Origin of the sequence: Citrobacter sp. CK198, from assembly GCF_030333295.1 — a bacterium.
Taxonomy (GTDB): Bacteria; Pseudomonadota; Gammaproteobacteria; order Enterobacterales; family Enterobacteriaceae; genus Citrobacter_B; species Citrobacter_B koseri.
Genome location: NZ_JAOWGE010000023.1, coordinates 252835 through 275421, shown reverse-complemented (window position 1 = coordinate 275421; position 22587 = coordinate 252835). Strand labels below are relative to the sequence as shown.

At 52.6% G+C, this 22587-nt stretch carries 18 protein-coding genes and 1 tRNA gene; 7 read left to right on the top strand and 12 right to left on the bottom strand.

Annotated elements, in window-relative coordinates:
- The first annotated feature begins 795 nt into the window (after nucleotides 1–795).
- From OGY62_RS03755 to OGY62_RS03730, 6 genes are all read left to right on the top strand, one after another.
- Entirely contained in the window at nucleotides 796–1353 is a 558-nt protein-coding gene (locus OGY62_RS03755; protein WP_012135801.1) for a fimbrial protein, read from the top strand.
- A gap of 52 nt (nucleotides 1354–1405) precedes the next feature.
- On the top strand, nucleotides 1406–2152 hold the full coding sequence (locus tag OGY62_RS03750) for a fimbria/pilus periplasmic chaperone (protein ID WP_012135800.1): 747 nt from the start codon (nucleotides 1406–1408) through the stop codon (nucleotides 2150–2152).
- A gap of 94 nt (nucleotides 2153–2246) precedes the next feature.
- Nucleotides 2247–4667, top strand: a complete 2421-nt coding sequence (locus tag OGY62_RS03745) for a fimbria/pilus outer membrane usher protein (RefSeq protein ID WP_223849112.1) — start codon at nucleotides 2247–2249, stop codon at nucleotides 4665–4667.
- Nucleotides 4668–4681: 14 nt separating this feature from the next.
- A complete protein-coding gene (locus OGY62_RS03740; RefSeq protein WP_115614297.1) occupies nucleotides 4682–5767 on the top strand; it encodes a fimbrial protein in 1086 nt (361 codons plus the stop codon).
- A gap of 10 nt (nucleotides 5768–5777) precedes the next feature.
- The gene (locus OGY62_RS03735; RefSeq protein WP_286459125.1) at nucleotides 5778–6509 is read left to right on the top strand and encodes a fimbrial biogenesis chaperone; all 732 of its coding nucleotides are present in this window, start codon (nucleotides 5778–5780) and stop codon (nucleotides 6507–6509) included.
- 16 nt (nucleotides 6510–6525) lie between these two features.
- Entirely contained in the window at nucleotides 6526–7164 is a 639-nt protein-coding gene (locus OGY62_RS03730; protein ID WP_286459123.1) for a helix-turn-helix domain-containing protein, read from the top strand.
- Between the two features lie 44 nt (nucleotides 7165–7208).
- Here the strand turns inward: OGY62_RS03730 and OGY62_RS03725 are convergent, their stop codons facing one another.
- The 3 genes from OGY62_RS03725 to OGY62_RS03715 form a co-directional block, all read right to left on the bottom strand.
- Complete coding sequence (locus OGY62_RS03725; protein ID WP_024131066.1) at nucleotides 7209–8111, bottom strand: carboxylate/amino acid/amine transporter; 903 nt, start codon at nucleotides 8109–8111, stop codon at nucleotides 7209–7211.
- Between the two features lie 93 nt (nucleotides 8112–8204).
- Nucleotides 8205–9293, bottom strand: a complete 1089-nt coding sequence (locus tag OGY62_RS03720; RefSeq protein WP_286459122.1) for an AAA family ATPase — start codon at nucleotides 9291–9293, stop codon at nucleotides 8205–8207.
- Between the two features lie 127 nt (nucleotides 9294–9420).
- Nucleotides 9421–10428 carry a zinc-binding alcohol dehydrogenase family protein gene (locus tag OGY62_RS03715; RefSeq protein WP_286459120.1) on the bottom strand — a complete coding sequence of 336 codons (1008 nt, stop codon included), beginning with the start codon at nucleotides 10426–10428 and terminating at the stop codon, nucleotides 9421–9423.
- A 111-nt stretch (nucleotides 10429–10539) separates the two neighbouring features.
- Here OGY62_RS03715 and OGY62_RS03710 point away from each other — a divergent pair, with 111 nt between their 5' ends.
- Nucleotides 10540–11448 carry a LysR family transcriptional regulator gene (locus tag OGY62_RS03710; RefSeq protein WP_286459118.1) on the top strand — a complete coding sequence of 303 codons (909 nt, stop codon included), beginning with the start codon at nucleotides 10540–10542 and terminating at the stop codon, nucleotides 11446–11448.
- 144 nt (nucleotides 11449–11592) lie between these two features.
- Here the strand turns inward: OGY62_RS03710 and OGY62_RS03705 are convergent, their stop codons facing one another.
- From OGY62_RS03705 to gmk, 9 genes are all read right to left on the bottom strand, one after another.
- Nucleotides 11593–12630: a virulence RhuM family protein gene (locus tag OGY62_RS03705; protein WP_115626097.1), complete on the bottom strand. Its 1038-nt coding sequence runs from the start codon at nucleotides 12628–12630 to the stop codon at nucleotides 11593–11595.
- 392 nt (nucleotides 12631–13022) lie between these two features.
- A tRNA-Sec gene (locus OGY62_RS03700) sits at nucleotides 13023–13117 on the bottom strand.
- A gap of 249 nt (nucleotides 13118–13366) precedes the next feature.
- Nucleotides 13367–15076 carry an AsmA family protein gene (locus tag OGY62_RS03695; RefSeq protein ID WP_219936413.1) on the bottom strand — a complete coding sequence of 570 codons (1710 nt, stop codon included), beginning with the start codon at nucleotides 15074–15076 and terminating at the stop codon, nucleotides 13367–13369.
- 121 nt (nucleotides 15077–15197) lie between these two features.
- Nucleotides 15198–16589 carry a xanthine/proton symporter XanP gene (gene xanP, locus OGY62_RS03690; RefSeq protein WP_024131065.1) on the bottom strand — a complete coding sequence of 464 codons (1392 nt, stop codon included), beginning with the start codon at nucleotides 16587–16589 and terminating at the stop codon, nucleotides 15198–15200.
- Between the two features lie 103 nt (nucleotides 16590–16692).
- Nucleotides 16693–18774, bottom strand: a complete 2082-nt coding sequence (gene recG, locus OGY62_RS03685; protein WP_286459117.1) for an ATP-dependent DNA helicase RecG — start codon at nucleotides 18772–18774, stop codon at nucleotides 16693–16695.
- A gap of 4 nt (nucleotides 18775–18778) precedes the next feature.
- Nucleotides 18779–19468, bottom strand: a complete 690-nt coding sequence (gene trmH, locus OGY62_RS03680; RefSeq protein WP_049011031.1) for a tRNA (guanosine(18)-2'-O)-methyltransferase TrmH — start codon at nucleotides 19466–19468, stop codon at nucleotides 18779–18781.
- A gap of 4 nt (nucleotides 19469–19472) precedes the next feature.
- Nucleotides 19473–21584, bottom strand: coding sequence for a bifunctional GTP diphosphokinase/guanosine-3',5'-bis pyrophosphate 3'-pyrophosphohydrolase (gene spoT / locus OGY62_RS03675; RefSeq protein ID WP_012135784.1), 2112 nt, complete (start codon nucleotides 21582–21584; stop codon nucleotides 19473–19475).
- Between the two features lie 18 nt (nucleotides 21585–21602).
- On the bottom strand, nucleotides 21603–21878 hold the full coding sequence (rpoZ, locus tag OGY62_RS03670; RefSeq protein WP_000135058.1) for a DNA-directed RNA polymerase subunit omega: 276 nt from the start codon (nucleotides 21876–21878) through the stop codon (nucleotides 21603–21605).
- Nucleotides 21879–21932: 54 nt separating this feature from the next.
- Nucleotides 21933–22556: a guanylate kinase gene (gene gmk, locus OGY62_RS03665; RefSeq protein ID WP_071259166.1), complete on the bottom strand. Its 624-nt coding sequence runs from the start codon at nucleotides 22554–22556 to the stop codon at nucleotides 21933–21935.
- Nucleotides 22557–22587: the final 31 nt, after the last annotated feature.

Genomic DNA, 22587 nt, shown 5'->3' with positions numbered 1-22587 from the left:
TTTTTTCCCCGTTCGGAGTTTTCAACAAACTTTCCCCTTCCATTCTTTTTTGTGCTCAAAAAAGCCGATTCTAATAGTGGATTGTCCTTTTTTGTAAGGTTGTGGTAAGCAATCTTTAGATTTTTATACTGAGAAATAGTAGGTGATTAAAAGAAAAGATCGTTCCGGTAAAATTCCTGGAAATGGTATGTATTGTAACCTTAGCTTAACAATAGTTACGTTTAGAATCTAAATAGGATTATTCTTGTAAAAAATTAAAAAAATGATTTGTTTGTAATAACTCATTAATTATTAATAAATTATATAAAATACTTTAGTCGTATTGTCAGGATTATTCTCGTAATTCTAAAAGTGGTGTTTTCTGGCTAATAATGCAGCAATAAATGTAATCGTTTTGTTTTTGTTTGTTTGATATTTGGTTTTTATTGTGTTTTTTATATGTTTAAATTTCGACTGTTTTGGGTTGTGCAGTGATCTGGATCAATTTATTTGATTTATAAAATTTTATCTTTTTTTAACTGATACTGTCTTATAAAAACCTGGTTATCGATATATTTTGCATGGTGAATAGCGCAGATATTATGCGGTACTTTATTTTCCTGTAAGCATTTGGATTTGATTTCTTTTGGTTGAAAAATCCTAATATTGCGGATGAAAGTTTTGCGTATATTATGTCAATGGAACCGGAAGGTGTTATTCAGTACTCATTTTTGATAATGGGATGAGGTTTGTTTTGCCTTAATAACACATTCAATACGTCGTTCATTTATATCAACAACACCAGGGGAATTTATTATGCGTAAATATAATTATGCGTTATCCGCGTTAGCAATGGTTATCACTTCCGCATTTACTGCTTCAGCATTTGCGGTGGATGGAACTATTACAATTAACGGACAAATTACTGATACAACTTGTACTATTTCTGTCGACGGTGGCAGTAATGATGCAACGGTAACGCTGCCAACCGTTTCGTCTACTACGCTCGGCGCAGCAGGCGCAACGGCAGGTGCTACGCCGTTCACTATCTCGCTGAGTAACTGCTCAGGAACATCTTTAAATACCGCCAGCACCTACTTCGAACCTGGCGCTTATGTTGATAGCACAACCGGTCGTCTGAACATTGATTCAGCAGCGGCAGATGCAGCGACTAACGTGCAGGTTCAATTATTAAACGCCGATCGTGACGCCATTGTTGCAGGGGCTTCAGTAGCGAATGGTCAGAATGATATCCCTGTCGATATCTCTTCTGGAAACGGTACGCTGAATTACTTTGCGCAATATTATGCTACTGGCGCATCTACTGCGGGCTCTGTAACGACTCAGGTCGATTACACCATGGTTTACGAGTAATAAAGACAGGAGTAAAGGCGGCGTCCTTTACTCCTGATTATGAGGTGATGAGATGTTAAAGATATTATCTTCCGGGCTGGTATTGTTATTTTCGGCGTTCTCACTGAACGCTATGGCTGACGTTGTGATTAACGGAACACGCATTGTATTTAATGCAAAAGACAAGGAATCAACGGTACAGTTAAAAAACCGGGGGAATAATCCTTATCTTTTACAAATATGGATGGATGATGGTAACCCAAATGCAAAGCCTGGGGAGATCACGGTTCCGTTCCTCATTGCTCCTCCCGTTGTTCGTATTGATCCGGCGAAGGGGCAAGCTGTGCGAATCATGGCGACGAACCCGTCATTGCCGCAGGACAGGGAGTCCTTGTTTTGGTTCAACATGCTGGAAATTCCGCCAAAAGCACAGGATTCAACGTCGGGCAAAACGCATATGCAGTTGGCATTTCGTACCCGAATAAAATTATTCTACCGCCCGGATAATCTGCAACCAACACCATTACAGTCTTATAAAGAATTAAAAATATTCCAACAAGGGAACAACATAAAAGTAGTAAACGACTCTCCCTATTACATCACTTTCAGCAAGGTTGAGATTCGTCGAACAACAGGGTCAGCTGTATTAGCTGCTGTAGAAAACTTCCCCCAGCGTATGGTGAAGCCAAAAAGCGAAATAGTATTCCCGCTCGCTAATAAAAAATCGACGCAATTGAGCGGTGCTTCAGTTTTTTACAGTGTAATAAATGATTATGGTGGAGAAACAACAAATGAGCAAAAATTACAAAGTAGCCCATAACGTTATTTCTTGTCCTCTGAGATTAACCCGCATTGCTCAATTCGTTGTTTTATCTTTTATTTCTGTTCAGGTTGCCTTCGCTGAAAATGATGAAGTGCAATTTAATAGCGATTTTTTACGCTCAGCGATTGATGTTAGCAACTATTCTCAGGGAAACCCGGTTCCGCAGGGACAATATAATGTCGATCTGTATGTGAACGACAAATGGCGAGGGCGTGGTGAAGTTAAGTTCGAAAATGATAAAAGCAATGCCGTGGTAGCCAAACCGTGTTTTACGCTGAAGCTGATATCAACGCTGGGAATCGATATTGATAAAATTGATCCAATGCTGCGCCAGTCGTTAAAGAATAATGAAAGTTGTGTGCGTATTGGTGATATATCTTCTGATTTAACAGCTTATTACGATGTGACGACACAGCGCATCAATGTGCAGGCGCCTCAGATATGGCTGCTTCGCCAGGTTCGCGGCTATGTTAATCCTGAATTATGGGATAACGGTATTCCTGCTGCGACGTTGCAATATGATTACAACGCATGGCATGCAGAGATGTCTGGAACGGACTCTATGTCATCTCAGTATCTGAGCCTGATGGGAGGGCTCAATTGGGATGCCTGGCGCTTACGCTATCGCGGTGTTTTCAACTGGAACAACGATCAGGGTTGGCATTATGACTCAACCAGCACTTATCTTGAGCGCGGCATTATTCCGCTGCGCAGCAAACTGGTGATGGGTGATTCCACCACGGATGGCCAGGTCTTCGACAGCGTTGGTTTTCGGGGCGTAATGCTGACTTCTGACGATCGTATGTATGAGGATTCCCAGCGAGGCTATGCGCCAGTCATTACTGGTGTTGCAAACACCAACGCACTCGTCAGCGTGAGTCAGCGCGGCGCGCGTATCTATCAAACGACGGTTCCGCCTGGCGCGTTCCGTATTGATGACCTGTATCCCAATGGCACCGGCGGCGATCTGCTGGTAACGATTAAAGAGGCAGATGGGAGTGAGCACAGTTTTACCGTGACCTATGCTTCCATTGCTGAACTGCTCCGTCCGGGAACCAGTCGCTATTCGCTGATGGCGGGGCGCTATCGGAATACCTCCGTGAATGAGAAACCACAGATTGCGATGGGGACATTCCGTCATGGTTTTACTAACTTACTGACCACTTACACTGGTGCGATGGGCGGGGAGGATTATCAATCGGTCGCAGGTGGCGTCGCGCTCAATACGCTCATTGGTGCGCTTTCTGCTGACATAACGCATGCGCGAACGACGCTTGCGGATAACAGTAAGCGTGAAGGCCAGAGCATCCGCTTTTCATTTGCCAGGATTCTGCCCGTCGTTGATACCAATATCACCCTGGCGAGCTATCGCTATTCCAGCTCCGGTTATTATGATATTGACGATGCGATGTTGATGCGTGATTTAGAGCGGACAAATAAAGGGGCTTATTCCAGCAGTATTAACCGCAAGAATCGTCTGCAACTCAGCGCAACGCAAACTATTTCCGAGACGCTTGGGAGCATTAATCTCAGTGCCAGCACTCAGGATTACTGGAACAAAAGCGGGCGTGATACCGAGTATCAGTTGGGTTACACCAATGCGTTCAAGTGGTTCAATTTTAACCTCAACGCCAGCCGTACCCGCGATTTAGTGAAAGACAAATGGGATAACAAAATCGCGATAGGGATTTCCCTGCCGTTAGGGAACAGCGCGCGCTCGGCTTATCTCAGTACCACCTATGTTCAGGAAAGCGGGCATCGGGGGCTGCAAAACTCAATCGCCGGCACCTCCGGGGAGAACCGTCAGTATAACTGGGGCGCGTTCGTCAATCAGGATGACTACGACCATAGCAGCAATAAAACCACGGGTGGCGTCAGTGGTAACTGGACTTCGCCGTGGACCAGCATGGGCGGCAGTTTCTCAGCAGGCCAGGGCTACCAGCAATACGGCATGAACCTCTCTGGCGGTGTTGTCGCCTGGCAAAATGGCGTTGTGCTGACGCCGATCATGGGGGACACCATGGCGGTCATTGAAGCGGAACATGCGGGAGGCGCAAAGGTGGCAAACAACAGCAGCCTTAGCCTTAACCGCAATGGTAATGCCGCAGTGCCTTACCTCTCACCCTATCGCCAGAACACGATTGAGCTCGACCCCCGGGGGCTATCGAATGATATCTCCCTGGACGTCACCAGCCAGAACAGCGTCCCTACCGCAGGCGCCGTGGTGTTGATGAAATACGCCACGGATACAGGGTATTCCGTGCTTTTCACTCTCCGCCATGCCGGTGATGTGCTGCCTTTTGGCGCCGATGTGGTCGATGAGAGCGGCAATACTGTCGGTTACATCGCCCAGGGCGGGCAAAGTTTTGCGCGCGTTAAGAATCTGGCGGGCAAATTGCGCGTGAAATGGGGAAGTGGATCGGGTCAGGAGTGCCAGTTCAGTTACCGCTTATCAGAGCAGAAAAGCGCAGATGTCGCCGACTTACGTCGGGCTGATGCGGTATGCCAGTAATTAAGGAGTGAAAGATGAAAACTATCGTAACGGGCGTTGCCCTCTCTTTTCTGGCACTGGCGGCGATGTGTGGCGTGGCGCGAGCGGACGGGACGTGGGTGAACTGTGAGCGTACCAATGGCTACTACCAGTACTTTGACTCTACGACCGTACAGGTGGGTAAAGATGCTGCCGTCGGTGATTTGCTGGGGACCTGGGCGACCTCTTACAACCCGACGGCATGGACCTGCTCTCATCGTACCAATTATCAAAGCTACGCCATCCCGATGGCGGTACAGGGGTATCCCCCCTACACCGTTTGGGGAACTACCCAGGTCGATGGGCAAACGTATACTGTCTATAACACGACGGTAAAAACCGGGTTGGGGTATATCGCTCGCTGGCGCTATACGGTAAAAGGGCAAACCAGCGACTGGTATCCTCTTACCATTGCGACCGGAGGGCAGCAGACGCCTTCGCAGTTGTTTACGGTGACAGGCGATGGAAGTTCATGGAATCTCGGCGTGGATGTCCAAATCCGTTTTGTAAAAACCTCGACATCGTTAACCGCAGGCAGCACTTCCGTCTTTGACCCGATGTATATGCGACACTACCAGACATACGGGGGCAGTACGTCTGTTGGCAGCGGCACCTATATGATCGCTGATTTTCTGGCGGGAGGGCTGATCATATCCACCACCGGGGGAACCTGTACGACGTCGGATGTCACGGTTAATTTACCGGCTGTTAGCCGAACTGATTTTAGTGGCATAGGTTATACCGCTGCGCGTACTGATTTTAATCTGAACTTTACAAAATGCCCGGCAGGGTTATCGAGCATCAGCTATTTGTTTACGCCGACCACGGCCATTATTGATAACGCCAACGGTGTTTTTGCGCTGGCGAGCACCTCAACGGCGAGTGGCGTGGGTATCCAGTTGTTGGACGATCAGAATATCCCTCTGTCGTTTAATACGGCATATCTCCTGACGGATTATGATCCGGCTCAGGACAATGCGAATTATACCGTGCCACTGCGTGCCGGTTTATATCAGACTGCGGCAAATGTCTCTTCTGGCGATGTCAGAGGTGCAGTGACATTCACCCTTGTCTATAAATAGAGGAGGGGGCATGGCGAAACGGCTAAAATATGTTCTGAGCCACTTCCTGATTTTACTTTTATTGCCGTCATCGGCTATGTCGGCAACGTATATTAATTACACTCGAGTGATAATTAATGAAAAGGCGCGCGAAACATCATTTACTATTTACAATGAGGGGCTGAAACCTGTTTTATTGCAGTTGTGGACTGAAAAAGACAATATTTTTGATCGTCCCGAGGAGATTAAAACACCGTTTATCATTTTACCTCCGATTTTTCGGCTTGAAGGAAAAACATCCCGGGCGGTGCGGGTGCAGTTTACTGGCGACCAGCATACATTACCTGCTGACAGAGAATCTTTATTCTGGCTGAACACGCTGGAAGTCCCTCCTGTGGCTGATAGTAAAGCGGAGAAGGGCGCGCTACAGGTCGCTTTTCGTACTCGGGTGAAGTTATTCTGGCGGCCCACTGCACTGACAGCAATCACCCTTGAGGAAAGTATAAAAGAATTACACATCTCTTTATCTGATTGTGGAGGAAAACGCTGCCTGTTAGTAAAGAATAACTCACCTTTGTACGTAACATTAATGGATCTTACGTTGAATGACGGTACAGAAATAAAGCAATTACCTGATGATGGTCTTTGGGCGCCATTGTCAACTAAAACGGTTGTTTTACCCAAAAACACAAAAGGGGAGGGCACAGTCAAAACACTCTCATGGATTGATGATTATGGCGTGGTCAATACCTATAACTACTAATGCGAAGGATAACGTTATGCTTAATTTTAACCCTTCATCCTTACGTTTTAAATTTATTTACCTGACGAAAAATATTTATGATGGTATTGCCATTCATACACTTTTTGAAGATGCCCTGCATGAATCAGGATTGAAAATGGGGCTTAATGAAGATATACCCTTTCACCTGATCGATAAGTACAGTAATTTTATTCCGTTTTCATTGCGGTTTGATGCGACGTATAAACAACGCAGTCGCACGCTCGAACACGATATTACCCTCTCGGCAAAAGGGGAAGAGATAAAGCGAATGCGTTTTGATCATATACTCTTTTTTGTCGATATGTATAACCCTGACCATACCTCTTTTCTTTCGGTCGCCGGACTGCATGGCCTTACGGTGGTCAGGGAGCGCATGGATGCTTTCATGGTGCATTGTAATGCGGTGATTAATGGCAATAGAAAATGCCGTTCAAGTAGTTTCTTGTTCACGCTGCGTGAGCAGCAAATTGTGTTTCATCTCTTACAAGGCATGTCGGTTAAAGAAATTGCACTGGAATTAAATGTGAGCGATAAACTGGTTTATCGGGAGCGCTGGGCGCTGACGCGTAAGCTTATCGACCAGAAAAATTGCAGATTATACAAAAGGCTAATAAACATTAACGCGACATTATAAGCGATAAAAGAGTGGACCAGATTATTGGAGTCCACTCTTTTGCCTTATGCCGCCCGGGCGCGACGGCGGGAATCCATTGAAATCAGCACCACCGACGAGAGGATCAGCAATGTACCAAGCCAGTCCGGCAGGGTGAAGCTGATGCCCAGTAACAGCAGCGATAACAACGCGCTGCTTAGCGGTTCCGCGCAGCTCAGAATGCTCGCTTTCGGCCCGCCAATCATTTGCGCCCCTTTCAGATACAGGCTGAAAGTCAGCGATGTGCCGATGACCACCAGATAGAAAAACGCCAGAATCAGGCTGCCGCTGACCACAAAATCCGTTCCCTGCCCGGCATAGAAGGGCAGCAATATCACGCCGCCGATCAACATGCTCCAGCCAACGACAGGAAGCGTGCCGTAACGCGCGATCAGCGTAGAGGGCCAGGTCGTATAAAACGCTGCGGCAAACGCGGAGGCAATCCCCCAGAATAGCGCGGCAGGCGAGATAGACAGCGATGTCGGATTACCGTGTGTTACCAGCAAAAAGGTGCCAATAAGAGAGGTGAGAATGGCCGTCAGCACCAGAATGCCGGGGCGCGCTTTCCGTACCAGCGAGAACCACGCCACGATAATCGTCGGCGATAAAAATTGCAGCACCGTTGCGGTGGCGGCATTGGATTTCTCAATGGTGAGCAGGAAGGTGAGCTGTACGGTAAGCGCTCCCATGATGGAAAAGAACAGCAGGCTTAGGGCGTCCTGGCGGTTTTTGAAAATAGAAAATACTTTGTCGCCGTGAACAAACGAGAGCATCAGCAGAATCAACCCGGCGAATATCAGACGCGTCATGGTCAGAAACTGCGACGACATCTGGCTTTGTTCCATAATGTACTGCGCGCAAACCCCTGAACTTCCCCATAATACGGCGGCAATCAGGACGTTCAGCATCCCTCTTCTGGTGGACCCCATTTTTTCCTCAACATGGTGTTTTGTCTTTTTTATGTGCAGGCATCATAGCAGAGATGGCGGCACAAACGAGACGGGCGTTAGCATCACCCACTTTTACGACAGTCGGGTAAGCTGTGTTTCACCGTCCTCCATCGCCAGTTGATACAGCGAAAACGCGGCATGTTTCTCGATCAGATTGGCCAGTTCAGGCGAATGACTGGTGAGCCAGATTTGCGAATGGCGGCTGGCTTCGGCGATCAGTTGGGCGAGGGCGGGCAACATCTGCGGATGCAGGCTGTTTTCCGGTTCGTTGAGCGCGATAAAAGCTGGCGGTCGCGGGCTTAACAGCGCGACGGCCAGGCACAGGAAACGTAGCGTGCCATCCGAGAACTCCGCAGGTTCCAGCGGACGGGTCAACCCTTCGCGTTTCATCATCAGGCGAAAGCGGCCGCCGCTGTTATCGCTGTAGAACACGCAACCGGGAAATGCCCGATCGAGAATCCGCATCAGCAGCAGTTCATCGCCAATCTCGACGATTGTCTGGAACGCTGCCGCCAGGTTTGCTCCGTCGCTGGCCAGAACCGGTGAGCGGAATCCCACCTGCGGAATACGAATCGCAGAACCAGACGAGACTGAAAACTCATGATAAAAGCGCCAGTTGCGCAGCATTTCTCGCATCTGCGATACCTCCGGGTAGAGGTGTGGCTCTCCCAACTGGCCGAATACCGACTCGTTCTCATACAGCGTGCCGCTGTGGGTGACTTTCTCGTGATGGATATTATTGAGGAATACGACCTGGTTTTTACGTTTCATCAACTGTGAGGAGGGGCGGCGAGCGTGTCCGCTCAACCAGACAGACTCCTCTTTGATGACCGGGTCGAGATCGAACTGCGACGGGTAGGGGAGCTTCTCGACAAACCCTACCTGTAACTCGTATTCATAGGTTTCTGTTTCTACCGCCAGAGTCATGCGCCTCAGCTGGTCGCTGCGCGTTTTCCCGGCCCAGAATACCTTCAGAATACCGCCTTCGTTCGCCAGCGCCTGTGAGAACTGCCCCTGCGCCGCACTGTGCATCAGGTGAATCGCCTTATAGATATTCGACTTTCCGGTGCCGTTAGGGCCGAAGACGATATTGAGCTGTTCCAGTTCCAGAGACTGATGGCGAATCGAGCGGTAGTTTTCGATGTGCAGCGTTTTGATCATGGGCGTTAGCGGTAGAGGGGCGATGCGCCAAGCATAGCGATTTCGTCCCGGAAGAGACAACCCGTTCATATAGTTTTACGCGGCGCATAAAAAAGCAGGGGCGACTTTCTCGCCCCTGGGGGGCTTATCAGAAGCCTTCCAGCACAATCTTGCCGACGGAGCGGCCCGTTTCAAGCTGTGCGTGCGCTTTCTGAATATTCGCCGCGTTGATGGCTCCGTAATGCTCGCCCAGCGTGGTGTGAATCACCTTAGCATCAATGAGCTGCGCCACGCGGGTCAGTAGCTGATGCTGGGCGATCATGTCGTCGGTTTCAAACATTGAGCGGGTAAACATAAACTCCCAGTGCAGCGAAATACTCTTTGTTTTCAGCGGTCGTGCGTCGAGCGTTACCGGATCGTCTATCAGCGCCAGCTTACCCTGCGGCGCCAGGGCTTCGATGAGCTGCGGGTAATGCTTATCAGTGTGGGTCAGGCTGGCGATGTGCGTCACCGTGTTGATGCCGATCCGCGCCAGCTCTTCCGTCAGCGGTTTGCTATGGTCGATGACATGATGCGCACCGGCTTCGCGTACCCATTTCTGGCTTTCCGGGCGCGACGCGGTGCCGATTACCGTCAGTCGGGTGAGTTTGCGGGCCAGCTGCGTCAGGATGGAGCCCACGCCGCCTGCGGCGCCGACAATCAGCAACGTATCCCCTTCGTTGCCGCCTTCTTCAACGCCGAGGCGGTCAAACAACATTTCCCATGCGGTGATCGAGGTCAGCGGCAGCGCTGCTGCGGCGGCATTATCCAGCGTTTTGGGTTTCAACGCGACGATGCGCTCATCAACAAGCTGGAACTCGCTGTTGCTTCCCGGACGGCCCAACGCGCCGGCATACCAGACTTCATCCCCCGGTGCGAACAATGTCACCGCCTCGCCGACTGATTTCACTACGCCTGTGGCATCCCAGCCCAGCACGCGCGGGGTCTCTGCGTTAAAACCCGCGCGTACTTTGGTATCGACCGGGTTAACGGAGATGGCTTTCACCTCAACCAGCAGGTCATGTCCGGCGGCGACCGGAACAGGGAGGTCAATGTCCTGTAAAAACTCAATATTGCTGCCTTCTGGCGCGGCGCGGGTAATTGCGATGGCTTTCATAACGTCTCCGGTGTGGGAACAGGTTTATCGTTTGTATAATTCGATGGTAAACCGCCAGCAGAACGGGAAAAATAGCCTCACGACGACAGGACTTATATTCGGGGAGTGAAAATGTTCCGGCTTGAAGATCTCACGTTGTTTGTTCGCGCGGCGGCGCTAAACAGTTTTAGCGATGCCGCGCGGGAAGCCGGGGTACAGCCTGCCCAGGTCAGTTCCGCCATCAAACGGCTGGAGTCTACGTTAAACATTCGCCTGTTCGCACGCTCGACCCGCAGCTTACGGCTGACGCCGGAAGGCGAGGTCTGGTTGCCCTACGCCAGGCAGATGCTTGAGGTGATGCACGCCGGGCTGCAAAAAATTCAGACGTCGGAAGATGAGATCTCCGGTACGCTGCAAATCGCCGTGCCCTCCGATCTTGGGCGCAATTTACTGCTCCCGGTATTCCAGTCGTTTCGCCGTCGCCACCCTGCGTTGCGCCTGCGGGTGTTTTTCTCCGATCAGGTCGCCGATGTATTTAAAGATCCGGTTGATGTCGCGTTCCGTTACGGCAATACGGAAGATGCTTCTTACATCGCGCTGCCCGTCTCCCCCGATAACCGGCGTGTGCTGGTGGCTTCGCCGGACTGGGTCGCGCAACACGGCGATCCGCGTCATCCCGATGATTTAGCGAATCTGAATGCGTTAACGTTCGTGTTGCGCGGACGTCTGCATGACCGCTGGTCGTTCATCCGCAACGGTGACGTCAGCAGCGTACAGGTCAACGGCACCATGATGAGCGACGATGCTGAAGTTATCCGGCGACTGGCTATCGCCGGAGAGGGGATGGCGTATAAATCCTGGCTTGATGTCTCTGAAGATGTGCGTGACGGGCGATTGCAGCGCCTGATGCCAGATTATCAGGGAGAGAAAGTCCCGCTGAACATGATCTGCCCGCACCGCAAACAGCTTTCGACGGCAGTCCGCCTGCTGCACGAAGCGGTAAAAGCGCGCTGCGAAAGGCTGGAACTCCCACCGATATGAAGGCGATACGCGTTGCCGTTTGTATTTTGTAGGCCGGATAAGCGTAAGCGCCATCCGGCGCACAATATAACGAGGGGAATCAGCGCGTCTTTAATTTCTTTCAGCTTCTGTCGTGCTACGGGCTTATCTACAGACTATGCAGCGTTACTTTTTGGTCTCTTTTTTCCACTGTAGCAAACTGGCAATGTCCCTTTCTCCTTCAGTTTCTTTTAAGCGCCGTCGCTGTTCTGCAAACTGGATATATTCCGCCTGTGCTTTTTCCTCTGCCGTTTTCTTACTGATCTTTCCTGCGCCTTGCAGAACCTCCCGGTCATTAAATTGCAGGAACTGATCCAGCTTATCCTGCCAGTCACGCAGAAACACCTGTTGACGGCGCCGGGCCTGATCTTCGGCAAAATCCAGCCACATGTTGACCACACGGTTGAGTTCGCTGACTTCATCCTGGTTGAGGTAATTTTTTGCCACTGTTACATCGCATTTACGCACCTCTTCGCCTTTATAGCTGGTTAGCCCCATATGGGGTTTCCTGGCGTTAGCACGTTCACAAATAAGTTCAGCTGCCGTATGGCCGGTACAGGCGAAATGCAATTTGTTCTGGATGGTTTGGAAAAACTGCGTTGTCTCTTTAAGCGAGGGCTGATAGTCGGCGGCTAACGCAAAGATCTCTCTAACTCGCAAATAAACCCGACGCTCGCTGGCGCGAATATCGCGGATGCGTTCGAGCATCTCATCGAAATAATCAGGAACGGCCGATGTTCCTACGGGCGGGTTTTTCAGCCGCTCATCGTCCATCACAAAACCTTTGATCAGGTATTCCTGAAGCGTCTGGGTTGCCCACTGGCGAAATTGCGTACCTCGGGGGGAGCGGACACGAAAGCCGATGGCAAGAATGACGGGTAGGCTGTAATGAAGCATATTGCGGCTTACCTGACGATTCCCTTCCTGTTTAACTTGTAAGTAAGACTTACAGGTTGCGTTTTGTTCAAGTTCGCCTTCTTCGTAGATTGCTTTGATGTGCTGCGTTATAGCCTGGGGAGTGATTTGATAAAGGTTTGCAATGGTTGCCTGAGGTAGCCACAGTGTCTCTTGCTCAAAGCGGCATTCAACACGCACTTCACCGTCATCACTGGCAAACATAATAAATTCGCCTGCCGGGGATTGGGTCAAGTGTTTATCCGTCATGCCGCCTCCGCTTTAATCTGACTCACCGTGCCGTAATCCGCTTAGTATGCCAGAGATCCATATTGAAGCTCATTACGTCCAGGTCGTTTATTTTGCGAGTCATATTCCGGGATAACGATTTTCTCCCTTCGGGAAAGTGTGTAGGCCGGATAAGCGTAATATAACGAGGGGAATCAGCGAGCCGCTGCCAGCGCGCTCTTAATCCCTTTTAACTGCTGTTGTGCTTCTTTTAGCTCACCAGGCAATCTTTCCTCCCGTTCGCTCCAGGCCGTCAGGACGATACAGCTATGATCGATTTCTTGATAGTGAGCGAGGGCATTTAAAGATCAGGTCGCAATGAAGGAATGAATTTGGGGAATTGGCTTAAGACCCAGGGGAAGAGTGAGGAACTTTGGCGGAAGATCACAGGAGTCGAACCTGCCCGGGACCGCTGGCGGCCCCAACTGGATTTGAAGTCCAGCCGCCTCACCGGAGACGACGATCTTCCGCGCCCACATTGCTACATGGAGGCGGGGCGCATTATAGCTACTTTCTCAAGGTTTCCACATCCCCCCACTCACTTTTTTCATCAGCCTTTCGCCTTACCATGATCGGTTTCATATAAATCTTCACAAAATCCATGAGTTACCTGTTTTCATATCTTTTGGGAATTATGAGTACACATAACGTCCATGCGACGTTTCGTGAGAAAACCTGTCACAGGCCCGGTAAGCGTAGCGCCACCGGGCAAAACACACTATTGCGCAGGCTGTGGTTGCGTGACTTCCGCTCCTGACACAACGCCTGCCCGCATTATTTGCGTCACCTGCTGTTTATCGGCGTTTACCGCGTGCAACTGGCCGTTTACCGTTGGCTTCAGTGGGGCGTCCGCCTGGATATTACCGCTGGCGGTAAGCTGGATGTTGCCGTCGCCGGAAATGGGCAGCGCAGGCCATCCCCATTGCTGCAATACGTTCATTGGCACGCCGCGTCCGTTCAGGCTGACTTTTGTCTGGCGCTGGGGGAGTTGTGAAACACTGGCCGTGGCTTCTAACAGCCCCTTCTCCGTAAATGCGCTCAGCTCGTTGATGTTAACTGTGCTGCTGTTTGCCGCCAGCGCCAGAGAGGGGCGACGCACGTCCACACGGTTAAACGTCGCGGCTGCCGCGTTAAGCGTTGCGTTCCCGCTCCATACGCCCCATTGATGGTTCTGCACCAGTCCCAGATTCGCGCCATAACCATCCAGCGCGGTGAGCTGCCACGGGAAAGCCGGGTCGATATCAATCACCAGGTTGCGACTGGCGCTGAATTTTTTCAGCGTCAGGCTGTTTAACCAGCCTGGCAGAGGTTTCATCCACTGCTGCTTCCAGTTTTCCGGCAGCGTGTATTCCAGCCCGGCAATGGCGGCATCGTCGAGGATTAGCGCTTTGCCATTACGCAGCCAGTTGCCGGATGTTCTGACCATACCGCCTTCCCAGCGGGTCGTGAACTGGCGTAGCGCAATGCCCTGCGGTGAGAATTCGGCATTCAGAATGGGATCGAAGAAATGCAGAGAACCGTAGATGAACTCGCTGGCATTCATCGACAGTTTGCCCTCTTGCGTCTGCCAGTCATCTTTGCTGAACGTCAGGTTGCGCAAACTGAGATCGAGGTCGGTTACTGCCCAGTCCGGGCCTTGCAGGCGGGCATCGGTCACTTCAAGACGGCCAATTTGCAGAGACGGGATAGCGGTGAGCGGGGCAAAAAAGTTGGTCAGCGATTTATCGCTTTGCAGCCGGATGTCGTTCAGACGCAGATTTTCCACCACCCAACTGCCGTCCGCGTTGCGTCGCGCCACGCCGGTTAAGGCGCCGCGCGCAATGTCTGCGCCAATGTTGCTTAAGATTACCTGTTCCTTATCAATGCTGCCTTCAATCAGCACGTTGGTCGCGGGAACATCATTCAGCGTGAGTGAACCGGCGCTGAGCTGGATCTGCGCCTTATTCCCCAATACCTTGCCCGCTTCGGGACGCCAGGGAACCACGCCGCCGTTAACGCGCTGAGCGCTCAGGTTCCACTCACCGCCCGGGCTGTTAAGCGCCATGTTCTGTAATTGCAGGCGGTCAGCCTGAACAGGAAGCGGTGCGGTTTGCGGGGAGATATTGAGCGTGCCGTCCTGCAACAGGATGGCGTCGACGTGCAGGGGATCGGTTATCTGGCGACTGCTCAGGCCGATATCCACCGTTTTCGCGACTAACGTGGCGGGCTGGCCATCCCGGCCAAACGTGACGTTCTCAAGCAAAACGTGGGACGGTGCGGAAAAGCGGTGATCCATGACATCAAATGTCAGGCTGTACCCGCTGTTCCCTGATATCCAGGCGCTCACATGCTCCGCGCCCCAGCGGGTTTGCAGCAGAAAATAGAGGCCGAAGATCACCACCAAAAGGGCAATCAATATGTAGAGAATCAGCTTTCCAATAAATTTCATGGTCTTCCATCCCGCGAAGTGCACACATCTGAGTTATGCACGATTTACGCGCAATCCTCAAGGCGGGAATGGTGAAAGAGCGTTACAGCGGCGATGATTGTCGATCATCGCCGCATTTCGTTTACGGCTTCTCTGGCGGGAAAATCAGGTTCAGAACGATAGCGGTGATGCCCCCAGCGGCAATGCCGGAGGAGAGCAGGTTTTTCACCCAGTCTGGCGCAAATTGCAGGATCAGCGGCTGCTGAGAAACGCCCAGGCCGACAGCCAGCGACAGCGCGATAATCAGGATAGCGCGGCGGTTCAGCGGTTCACGGGAGACGATACGCACGCCGGAAGCGGCGATGGTGCCGAACATCACCAGCGTGGCGCCGCCGAGCACCGGTTCAGGAATGTGCTGCACAAAGCCGCTTACCGCCGGGAACAGGCCGAGCAGGATCAGCATCAGCGCCACCACAAAGCCGACATAGCGGCTGGCCACGCCGGTCAACTGAATCACGCCGTTATTCTGCCCGAAACAGGAGTTGGGGAAGGTATTGAACACGGCAGAAACAAAAGAGTTCAGGCCGTTAGCCAGCACGCCGCCTTTCAGACGCTTCATATACAGCGGCCCGGAGACCGGCTGCTCGGAGACATCGGAGGTGGCGGTGATATCGCCGATGGTCTCCAGTGAGGTGATCATAAAGACCAGCATCAGCGGCAGCAGCAGGTTCCAGTCAATGCCCAGACCGTAGTACAGCGGCGTGGGCACCATGATTAAGTCTTGTGTTGCCGGTGTGGTGTTTTCCGGCAGCATTCCCATAAACCAGGCCAGCAGATAGCCTGCCGCCATCGCGATCACCAGCGAGGCCACGCGCAGGTAGGGGTTGCGCTGGCGGTTAAGCAGGATGATCAGCGCCAGTACAACGCCTGCCAGCATCAGGTTTTTGGGCGCGCCAAAGGTGTTGTCGCTCATTGCAGCATAGCCGCCGCCAATGGATGTTAAACCCACCTGGATCAGCGACAGACCGATAATCATCACCACCACGCCGGAGACCAGCGGTGTGATAATGCGGCGCGCCAGATGCAGTATGCGGGAGAGAACCATCTCGGTGCAGCTTGCCAGCATCAGCGTGCCGAATAGCGCCGCCATCATGGTGGGGACGTCCGCTCCACCGGTTTTCAGCGCGGTGCCGCCCATAATCAGCGGGGCGACGAAGTTAAAACTGGTGCCCTGAATAGATAACAACCCTGAACCGACCGGACCCCATGCTTTGATTTGAATAATTGAGGCCACACCGGAGGCGAACAGCGACATACTGATAATGTGTTGAGTATCTTGTGCCGGTAAACCGAGCGCCTGGCAGATTAACAGCGCTGGCGTGATGACCGCGACGAACATTGCCAGCAGGTGCTGACAGGCGGCAAACAGGGTTTGAGGGAGCGGCGGGCGATCTTCAAGACGGTAAATCAGTTCGCTGTTTTGCGTCTGCGCAACCGGTTGCGCATTTGCCGACTCGACGGTGTTAACAGACATCAGAGGCAATCCCATGGTGGAAAAGCGGTGATTTTATCTGACCAGATGGTAAAAGCAAACGATTGCATTTATAAATTTTACAAACGGTCTCGGGCAGGGGTTATCAGGCGTTGGAATAACGCTCGGTTTCGGGCATCCAGCGTTCAATCAGGGCGGTTGCCTGTTGCGGATAATGTTCGTGAATGTGACGGGCGATGCGTTGAACATCCGGGATAATGGCCTGATCGCGCAGCAAATCCGCCACTTTGAACTCGGCGTTACCCGTCTGACGCGTACCCAGCAGTTCACCAGGGCCGCGAATCTCTAAATCCTTTTGCGCAATTACAAAGCCGTCGTTGCTGTCCCGTAAGACCTGAAGGCGCTTCTGCGCGGTTTTCGAGAGCGGTGATTTGTAGAGCAGTACGCAATGGGAGGCCACCGCGCCACGGCCCACGCGTCCACGTAACTGGTGTAATTGCGCCAGACCTAACCGTTCCGGGTTTTCGATAATCATCAGGCTGGCGTTGGGGACATCCACCCCGACTTCAATCACCGTTGTTGCGACCAGCAGGTGCAGCTCACCTTGCTTAAAGGCCGCCATCACCGCCTGCTTCTCTGTGGGTTTCATCCGCCCATGAACCAGACCAATCTTCAACTCCGGTAAGGCGAGCCTGAGCTCTTCCCATGTCGCTTCCGCAGCCTGGGCTTCTAACAAATCTGACTCTTCAATCAACGTACAGACCCAGTATGCCTGGCGGCCTTCCTGGGTACAGGCATTGCGGACGCGATCGATAATATCGCTACGACGGGTGTCCGGGATGGCAACGGTAGTGACAGGTGTGCGACCCGGCGGTAGCTCATCAATCACGGAGGTATCGAGATCGGCATAGGCGGTCATTGCCAGGGTGCGGGGGATCGGCGTTGCGGTCATGATTAACTGATGCGGGTGGAACCCCTGCTGCTGGCCTTTTTCCCACAGCGCCAGGCGTTGATGGACGCCGAAGCGGTGCTGTTCATCGATAATCACCAGCGCCAGCCCGTTAAATTGTACCTGCTCCTGGAAAATCGCGTGGGTGCCGACCACCATCTGTACCTGCCCGCTGGCGATGGCTTCCTGCTGCGCCAGGCGCGCTTTTCCCTTCTGTTTACCTGCCAGCCAACCCACTTCAATACCAAGCGGTGCAAACCAGTTGCGGAAGTTACTGGCATGCTGCTCGGCCAGTAGTTCTGTCGGCGCCATCAATGCCACCTGTTTGCCATGAGCAATGGCGCGTAGCGCAGCCAGCGCGGCGACCAGCGTTTTACCGGAACCGACGTCGCCCTGCACCAGACGCATCATTGGCACATCGAGCGCCATGTCGCGTTCTATCTCCGCCACCACGCGCGCCTGCGCACCCGTTGGTTTGAACGGCAATGCGGCCAGTAACTGATTCTTCAGTGAATCGTTCGCGCTAAGCGGCTGGGCGTGAAAACGCTGCGCGCCGGCACGCAGCGCCAGCATGCTCAGGTTATGCGCCAGTAGTTCTTCCAGAATCAGGCGTCGCTGCGCCGGATGCTGCCCGGTTTCCAGATCGCTAAGCTGTAGCGACGGTGGTGGGCGATGCAGCGTGCGCAAGGCTTCCGGCAGGCTCATCATTCCTTGCGCAAGTTCAGGCGGCAGAAGTTCGGCAATGGCGCAGGTATCAAGCAGGTCCAGCGCCTGGTCGGTGAGCTTACGCAGCGTGGCTTGCTTAATGCCTTCGGTGGTCGGATAAACGGGCGTGAGCGTTTCCTGAAGCGCCGGCGTGCTGAGATCGCCCTGCACGCGGTATTCAGGGTGAATCATCTCCGCGCCGTACTTCCCGCGTTTGGCTTCACCATAGGCCAGTACGCGCCGTCCGGTCGCCAGGCTGTTTTTCATTGCCGCGCTGAAGTTGAAAAAGCGCATGGTGAGAATGCCGGAGCCATCGCTAATCTGGCAGGTCATCATCCTGCGACCGCCGAAGGTGATATTGCAGTTCAGCACTTCGCCTTCAACAGTGGCGTAAATGCCCGGCAGCAGTTCGCCAATCGGGTAAAGATGGGTGCGATCTTCATAACGCAGGGGAAGGTGCAACAGGAGGTCCTGCACGGTGTGCAGGCCAATTTTCGCCAGTTTGCTGCTTTGCGCTGCGCCAACGCCGGTCAGGGAATTGAGCGGGATGGCATCCAGCAAACGGCCTTTCATGTGATTACCCTGCCGCCTGCATCGTGGACCACCAGGCGGCGTCGGCCTCGATCTCACCCTGCATGTTTACGTGAGGGTAGGGCAGGCCCTTGCGTTTAGCGACTTTCGCCAGCACCGGATAGCCGCCCTCAAACAGCAGGCGCTGCTGTTCGTCTTCCGGCAGCATGCTGTTTTCACGCAGGTACATGCCTGCGTTCTGCCGCTGGCGCTGTGCTTCGTAGAGAATCAGAGCGGAAGCGACGGAAACGTTAAGTGACTGCACCATGCCGATCATCGGGATGATGATGTCCTGATCCGCCAGGTCTAAGGCTTCCTGGGTGATGCCGGTTTTCTCCTGCCCCATCAGGATGCAGGTTGGGCGCGTGTAATCGATTTCGCGGAAATCAACCGCTTTATCAGAGAGATGAGTCGCCAGAACCTGCATGCCCCGGCCCTTCAAATGGCTGACTGCATCGCCGATGGTACGGTGGGTTTTCACCTGTACCCAGCTATTGCTGCCCGCTGCCGCCGACGCCATGGTGCGCATACGGCTTCCCGGCCAGACGGCGTGAACTTCGTGTACGCCTACTGCGTCGGCGGTGCGAATGATCGCCGAGACATTATGAGGTTTGTGGACCTGCTCCATGCAGACCGTCAGATCAGGCTGACGCCTGGCGAGCATCTCGCAGATACGCGCATAACGCTGTAAGTTCATAAAACTAGTTTCGGTTACGGGTGACTTTTATCACGTCCGGCATCACGCGGATTTTGCGCATGATATTCGCCAGATGCACGCGATCGCGCGCGGTGAGGCGAATAAAGGCGCTATAGACGCGACCATCCTTTTCTTCCGTATTCAGACTCTGAATATTGGAGGTCGTCGTGTTGATTGCCGCCGTCAGGTTGGCCAGCGCCCCCTGATGATTAAACATATCCACCTTAATTTCGGTGATGAACTCCTGCTCCGTCTCTTTGTCCCATTCCACAGCCATAAACTTCTCTGGCTCTTTCTGGTAACCACGGATGTTGCGGCAGGATTCATGGTGGATAACTAACCCTTTACCTGGGCTGACGTGCGCAATGATCGGGTCGCCTGGAATCGGGCGGCAGCACTTCGCAAAGGTGATCAGCACGCCATCCGCGCCTTTAATCGGCAAATGCCCATGATTGGACTGCGTTGTGGCAGGTGCTGCGGCTTCGCCTTGCTGAAGATTTTTCGCCACCACCACGCTCATCGCATTGCCCAGACCAATTTCCGCCAGCAGATCGTCCAGCGTTGCGAGCTTCATTCGCTCCAGTTCGCGCTGGATATTCTCCTGCGGGATTTCAGCCAGTTTACGGCTGCCGCCGAGGGCATGGTTGAGCAGACGGCGCCCCAGGCTGACGGAATCATCACGCTTGAGGTTCTTCAGCAACTGGCGAATTTTGGCGCGAGCTTTTGAGCTGACGACAAAGTTAAGCCATGCCGCATTCGGGCGTGCGCCAGGGGCGGTAATAATTTCGACGGTCTGACCGCTGGTAAGCGGCTGTGACAGCGGGTATGGCTGCCTGTCGACGCGCGCGCCTACGCAGGCATGACCGATATCGGTATGTACGGCATAGGCGAAGTCGACCGGCGTGGCACCGGCAGGCAGCTCAACAATGCGCCCTTCCGGTGTGAAAACGTAAATCTCATCCGGGAAGAGATCGGATTTAACGCTCTCGATAAATTCAAACGAGCTACCGGCGCTCTGTTGCAGCTCCAGCAGGCTTTGCATCCAGCGCTGGGCGCGGATTTGCGCGGTGGTGCTGGTTTCACCGTGCTCTTTATAAGCCCAGTGCGCCGCAACCCCCATTTCCGCCATCTGGTCCATGTCTTCGGTACGGATTTGTACCTCAACCGGAACGCCGTGCGGGCCGATCATCGAAGTGTGTAAAGACTGATAGCCGTTCGCTTTTGGAATGGCGATATAGTCTTTTACGCGCCCCGGACGCGGCTTATACAGGCTGTGCATCTGGCCGAGTACGCGATAGCAGGTATCGGCATCATGCACGATCACGCGAAAGGCGTAGATGTCCATGATGGAGTGAAAACGCTGCTCTTTGAGCACCATTTTGCAGTAGATAGAGTACAAATGCTTTTCACGCCCGCTCACGCGACACGGAATGCCTGCTTCCTGCAAACGCCCTTCGATCTCAGAGAGGATTTTTTGAATCATCTCTTTGCGGTTGCCGCGAGCGGCTTTTACCACTTCTTTAATCACGCGATAGCGGTTTGGGTACAGCGCTTCAAAACCCAGCTCTTCCAGCTCGGTTTTAATGTGATGAATACCTAAACGGTGCGCCAGCGGACTGTAGATCTCAAGGGTTTCACGGGCGATGCGGCGACGTTTATCCGGGCGTAATGAGCCCAGCGTGCGCATGTTGTGAGTGCGGTCGGCAAGTTTGATGAGAATGACGCGGATATCCTGCACCATCGCCATAATCATCTTGCGAAAGTTTTCAGCCTGCGCTTCTTTCTTATCGCGAAACTTAAGCTTATCAAGCTTGGATACCCCTTCTACCAGCTCTGCAACGCTTTTACCAAAAAGCTGTTCCATGTCCTGGTAGGTCGCAGGAGTATCTTCAATCACGTCATGCAGCAGCGCAGCCATCAGCGTTTCATAGTCGAGTTTCATCTCGGCCAGAATACAGGCTACCGCAACCGGGTGCGTGATATAGGGTTCACCGCTTGAACGTGTCTGACCCTCGTGAGCGTCACGTGCAACGAGATACGCCTGCTGAAGACGTTTTATCTGGTCTTCAGGCAGGTAGTTTTGAATCAGTTGATTCAGGCTTTCAAACAGATACAAGGGCGACCCGCTTTGTGATTAACGACGGCCTTCAGCAATAGCGGTAACGGCTTGTAATTCAGCGGCTTCCTGCTCTTGCTGTTCCTGGCGCTCACGGACGTCGAGGATCTGGTTGTTGATCAGACCTTCTTCGATTTCGCGCAGCGCGATTACGGTAGTTTTATCGTTTTCTTCCGGTACAAGCGGATCCTTGCCGCCTACCTGCATCTGACGAGCGCGACGCGCGGCGACCAGTACCAGGTCAAAACGGTTACCAATTTTCTCTACAGCGTCCTGAACAGTTACGCGTGCCATATTTAAAATGCTCCACAGGTGAAGAAATGACTGGGCATGATACTGAAAGTGGGTTCAGTCTGCCAACAGTTTGCTGATTAAAGCGTCATGACGCTGCTTTTGGCGGCTCATGCGCAGACGTTCGGCGCGAATAATGGTTTTCAGATCGCCCAGGGCGGTGTCGAAATCATCATTCACAATAAGGTAATCATATTCGGCGTAATGGCTCATTTCTGCAACAGCTTGCGCCATACGTTTTGCGATTACGTCTTCGCTATCCTGACCGCGCCCGCGAAGGCGGCGGTCCAGCTCAATTTTGGACGGCGGTAAAATAAAGATACTGCGCGCTTGCGGCATCTTCTCACGAATTTGCTGCGCGCCCTGCCAGTCGATATCCAGAAAAACATCCACACCCGTTGCCAGCACTTGCTCAATGGTTTCACGCGATGTGCCGTAATAGTTACCAAACACTTCAGCGTGCTCCAGAAACGCATCTCTGCCAATCATGGTTTTGAACTCATGATGATCGACAAAGAAATAATGCTCGCCATGCACTTCACCCGGACGCGGTGCGCGCGTGGTGTGTGAAACAGAAACCTGGGTGTCATACAACGGTTGGGTTTTTAACAACGCCTGAATCAGGCTGGATTTACCCGCGCCACTGGGGGCAGAAACAATATAAAGCGTGCCTTGAGCCATGAGTATCTTATGTATGTGATTATCGAAAGAG

Bases quoted from the DNA above. Each gene is read 5' to 3' on its own strand.
- OGY62_RS03755 (WP_012135801.1), top strand. From the start codon at position 796: ATGCGTAAATATAATTATGCGTTATCCGCGTTAGCAATGGTTATCACT.
- trmH (WP_049011031.1), bottom strand. From the start codon at position 19,468: ATGAACTTACAGCGTTATGCGCGTATCTGCGAGATGCTCGCCAGGCGT.
- gmk (WP_071259166.1), bottom strand. From the start codon at position 22,556: ATGGCTCAAGGCACGCTTTATATTGTTTCTGCCCCCAGTGGCGCGGGT.
- OGY62_RS03710 (WP_286459118.1), top strand. From the start codon at position 10,540: ATGTTCCGGCTTGAAGATCTCACGTTGTTTGTTCGCGCGGCGGCGCTA.
- OGY62_RS03725 (WP_024131066.1), bottom strand. From the start codon at position 8,111: ATGGGGTCCACCAGAAGAGGGATGCTGAACGTCCTGATTGCCGCCGTA.
- OGY62_RS03705 (WP_115626097.1), bottom strand. From the start codon at position 12,630: ATGACGGATAAACACTTGACCCAATCCCCGGCAGGCGAATTTATTATG.
- OGY62_RS03750 (WP_012135800.1), top strand. From the start codon at position 1,406: ATGTTAAAGATATTATCTTCCGGGCTGGTATTGTTATTTTCGGCGTTC.
- OGY62_RS03740 (WP_115614297.1), top strand. From the start codon at position 4,682: ATGAAAACTATCGTAACGGGCGTTGCCCTCTCTTTTCTGGCACTGGCG.
- OGY62_RS03730 (WP_286459123.1), top strand. From the start codon at position 6,526: ATGCTTAATTTTAACCCTTCATCCTTACGTTTTAAATTTATTTACCTG.
- xanP (WP_024131065.1), bottom strand. From the start codon at position 16,589: ATGTCTGTTAACACCGTCGAGTCGGCAAATGCGCAACCGGTTGCGCAG.
- rpoZ (WP_000135058.1), bottom strand. From the start codon at position 21,878: ATGGCACGCGTAACTGTTCAGGACGCTGTAGAGAAAATTGGTAACCGT.
- OGY62_RS03720 (WP_286459122.1), bottom strand. From the start codon at position 9,293: ATGATCAAAACGCTGCACATCGAAAACTACCGCTCGATTCGCCATCAG.
- OGY62_RS03735 (WP_286459125.1), top strand. From the start codon at position 5,778: ATGGCGAAACGGCTAAAATATGTTCTGAGCCACTTCCTGATTTTACTT.
- OGY62_RS03715 (WP_286459120.1), bottom strand. From the start codon at position 10,428: ATGAAAGCCATCGCAATTACCCGCGCCGCGCCAGAAGGCAGCAATATT.
- OGY62_RS03695 (WP_219936413.1), bottom strand. From the start codon at position 15,076: ATGAAATTTATTGGAAAGCTGATTCTCTACATATTGATTGCCCTTTTG.
- recG (WP_286459117.1), bottom strand. From the start codon at position 18,774: ATGAAAGGCCGTTTGCTGGATGCCATCCCGCTCAATTCCCTGACCGGC.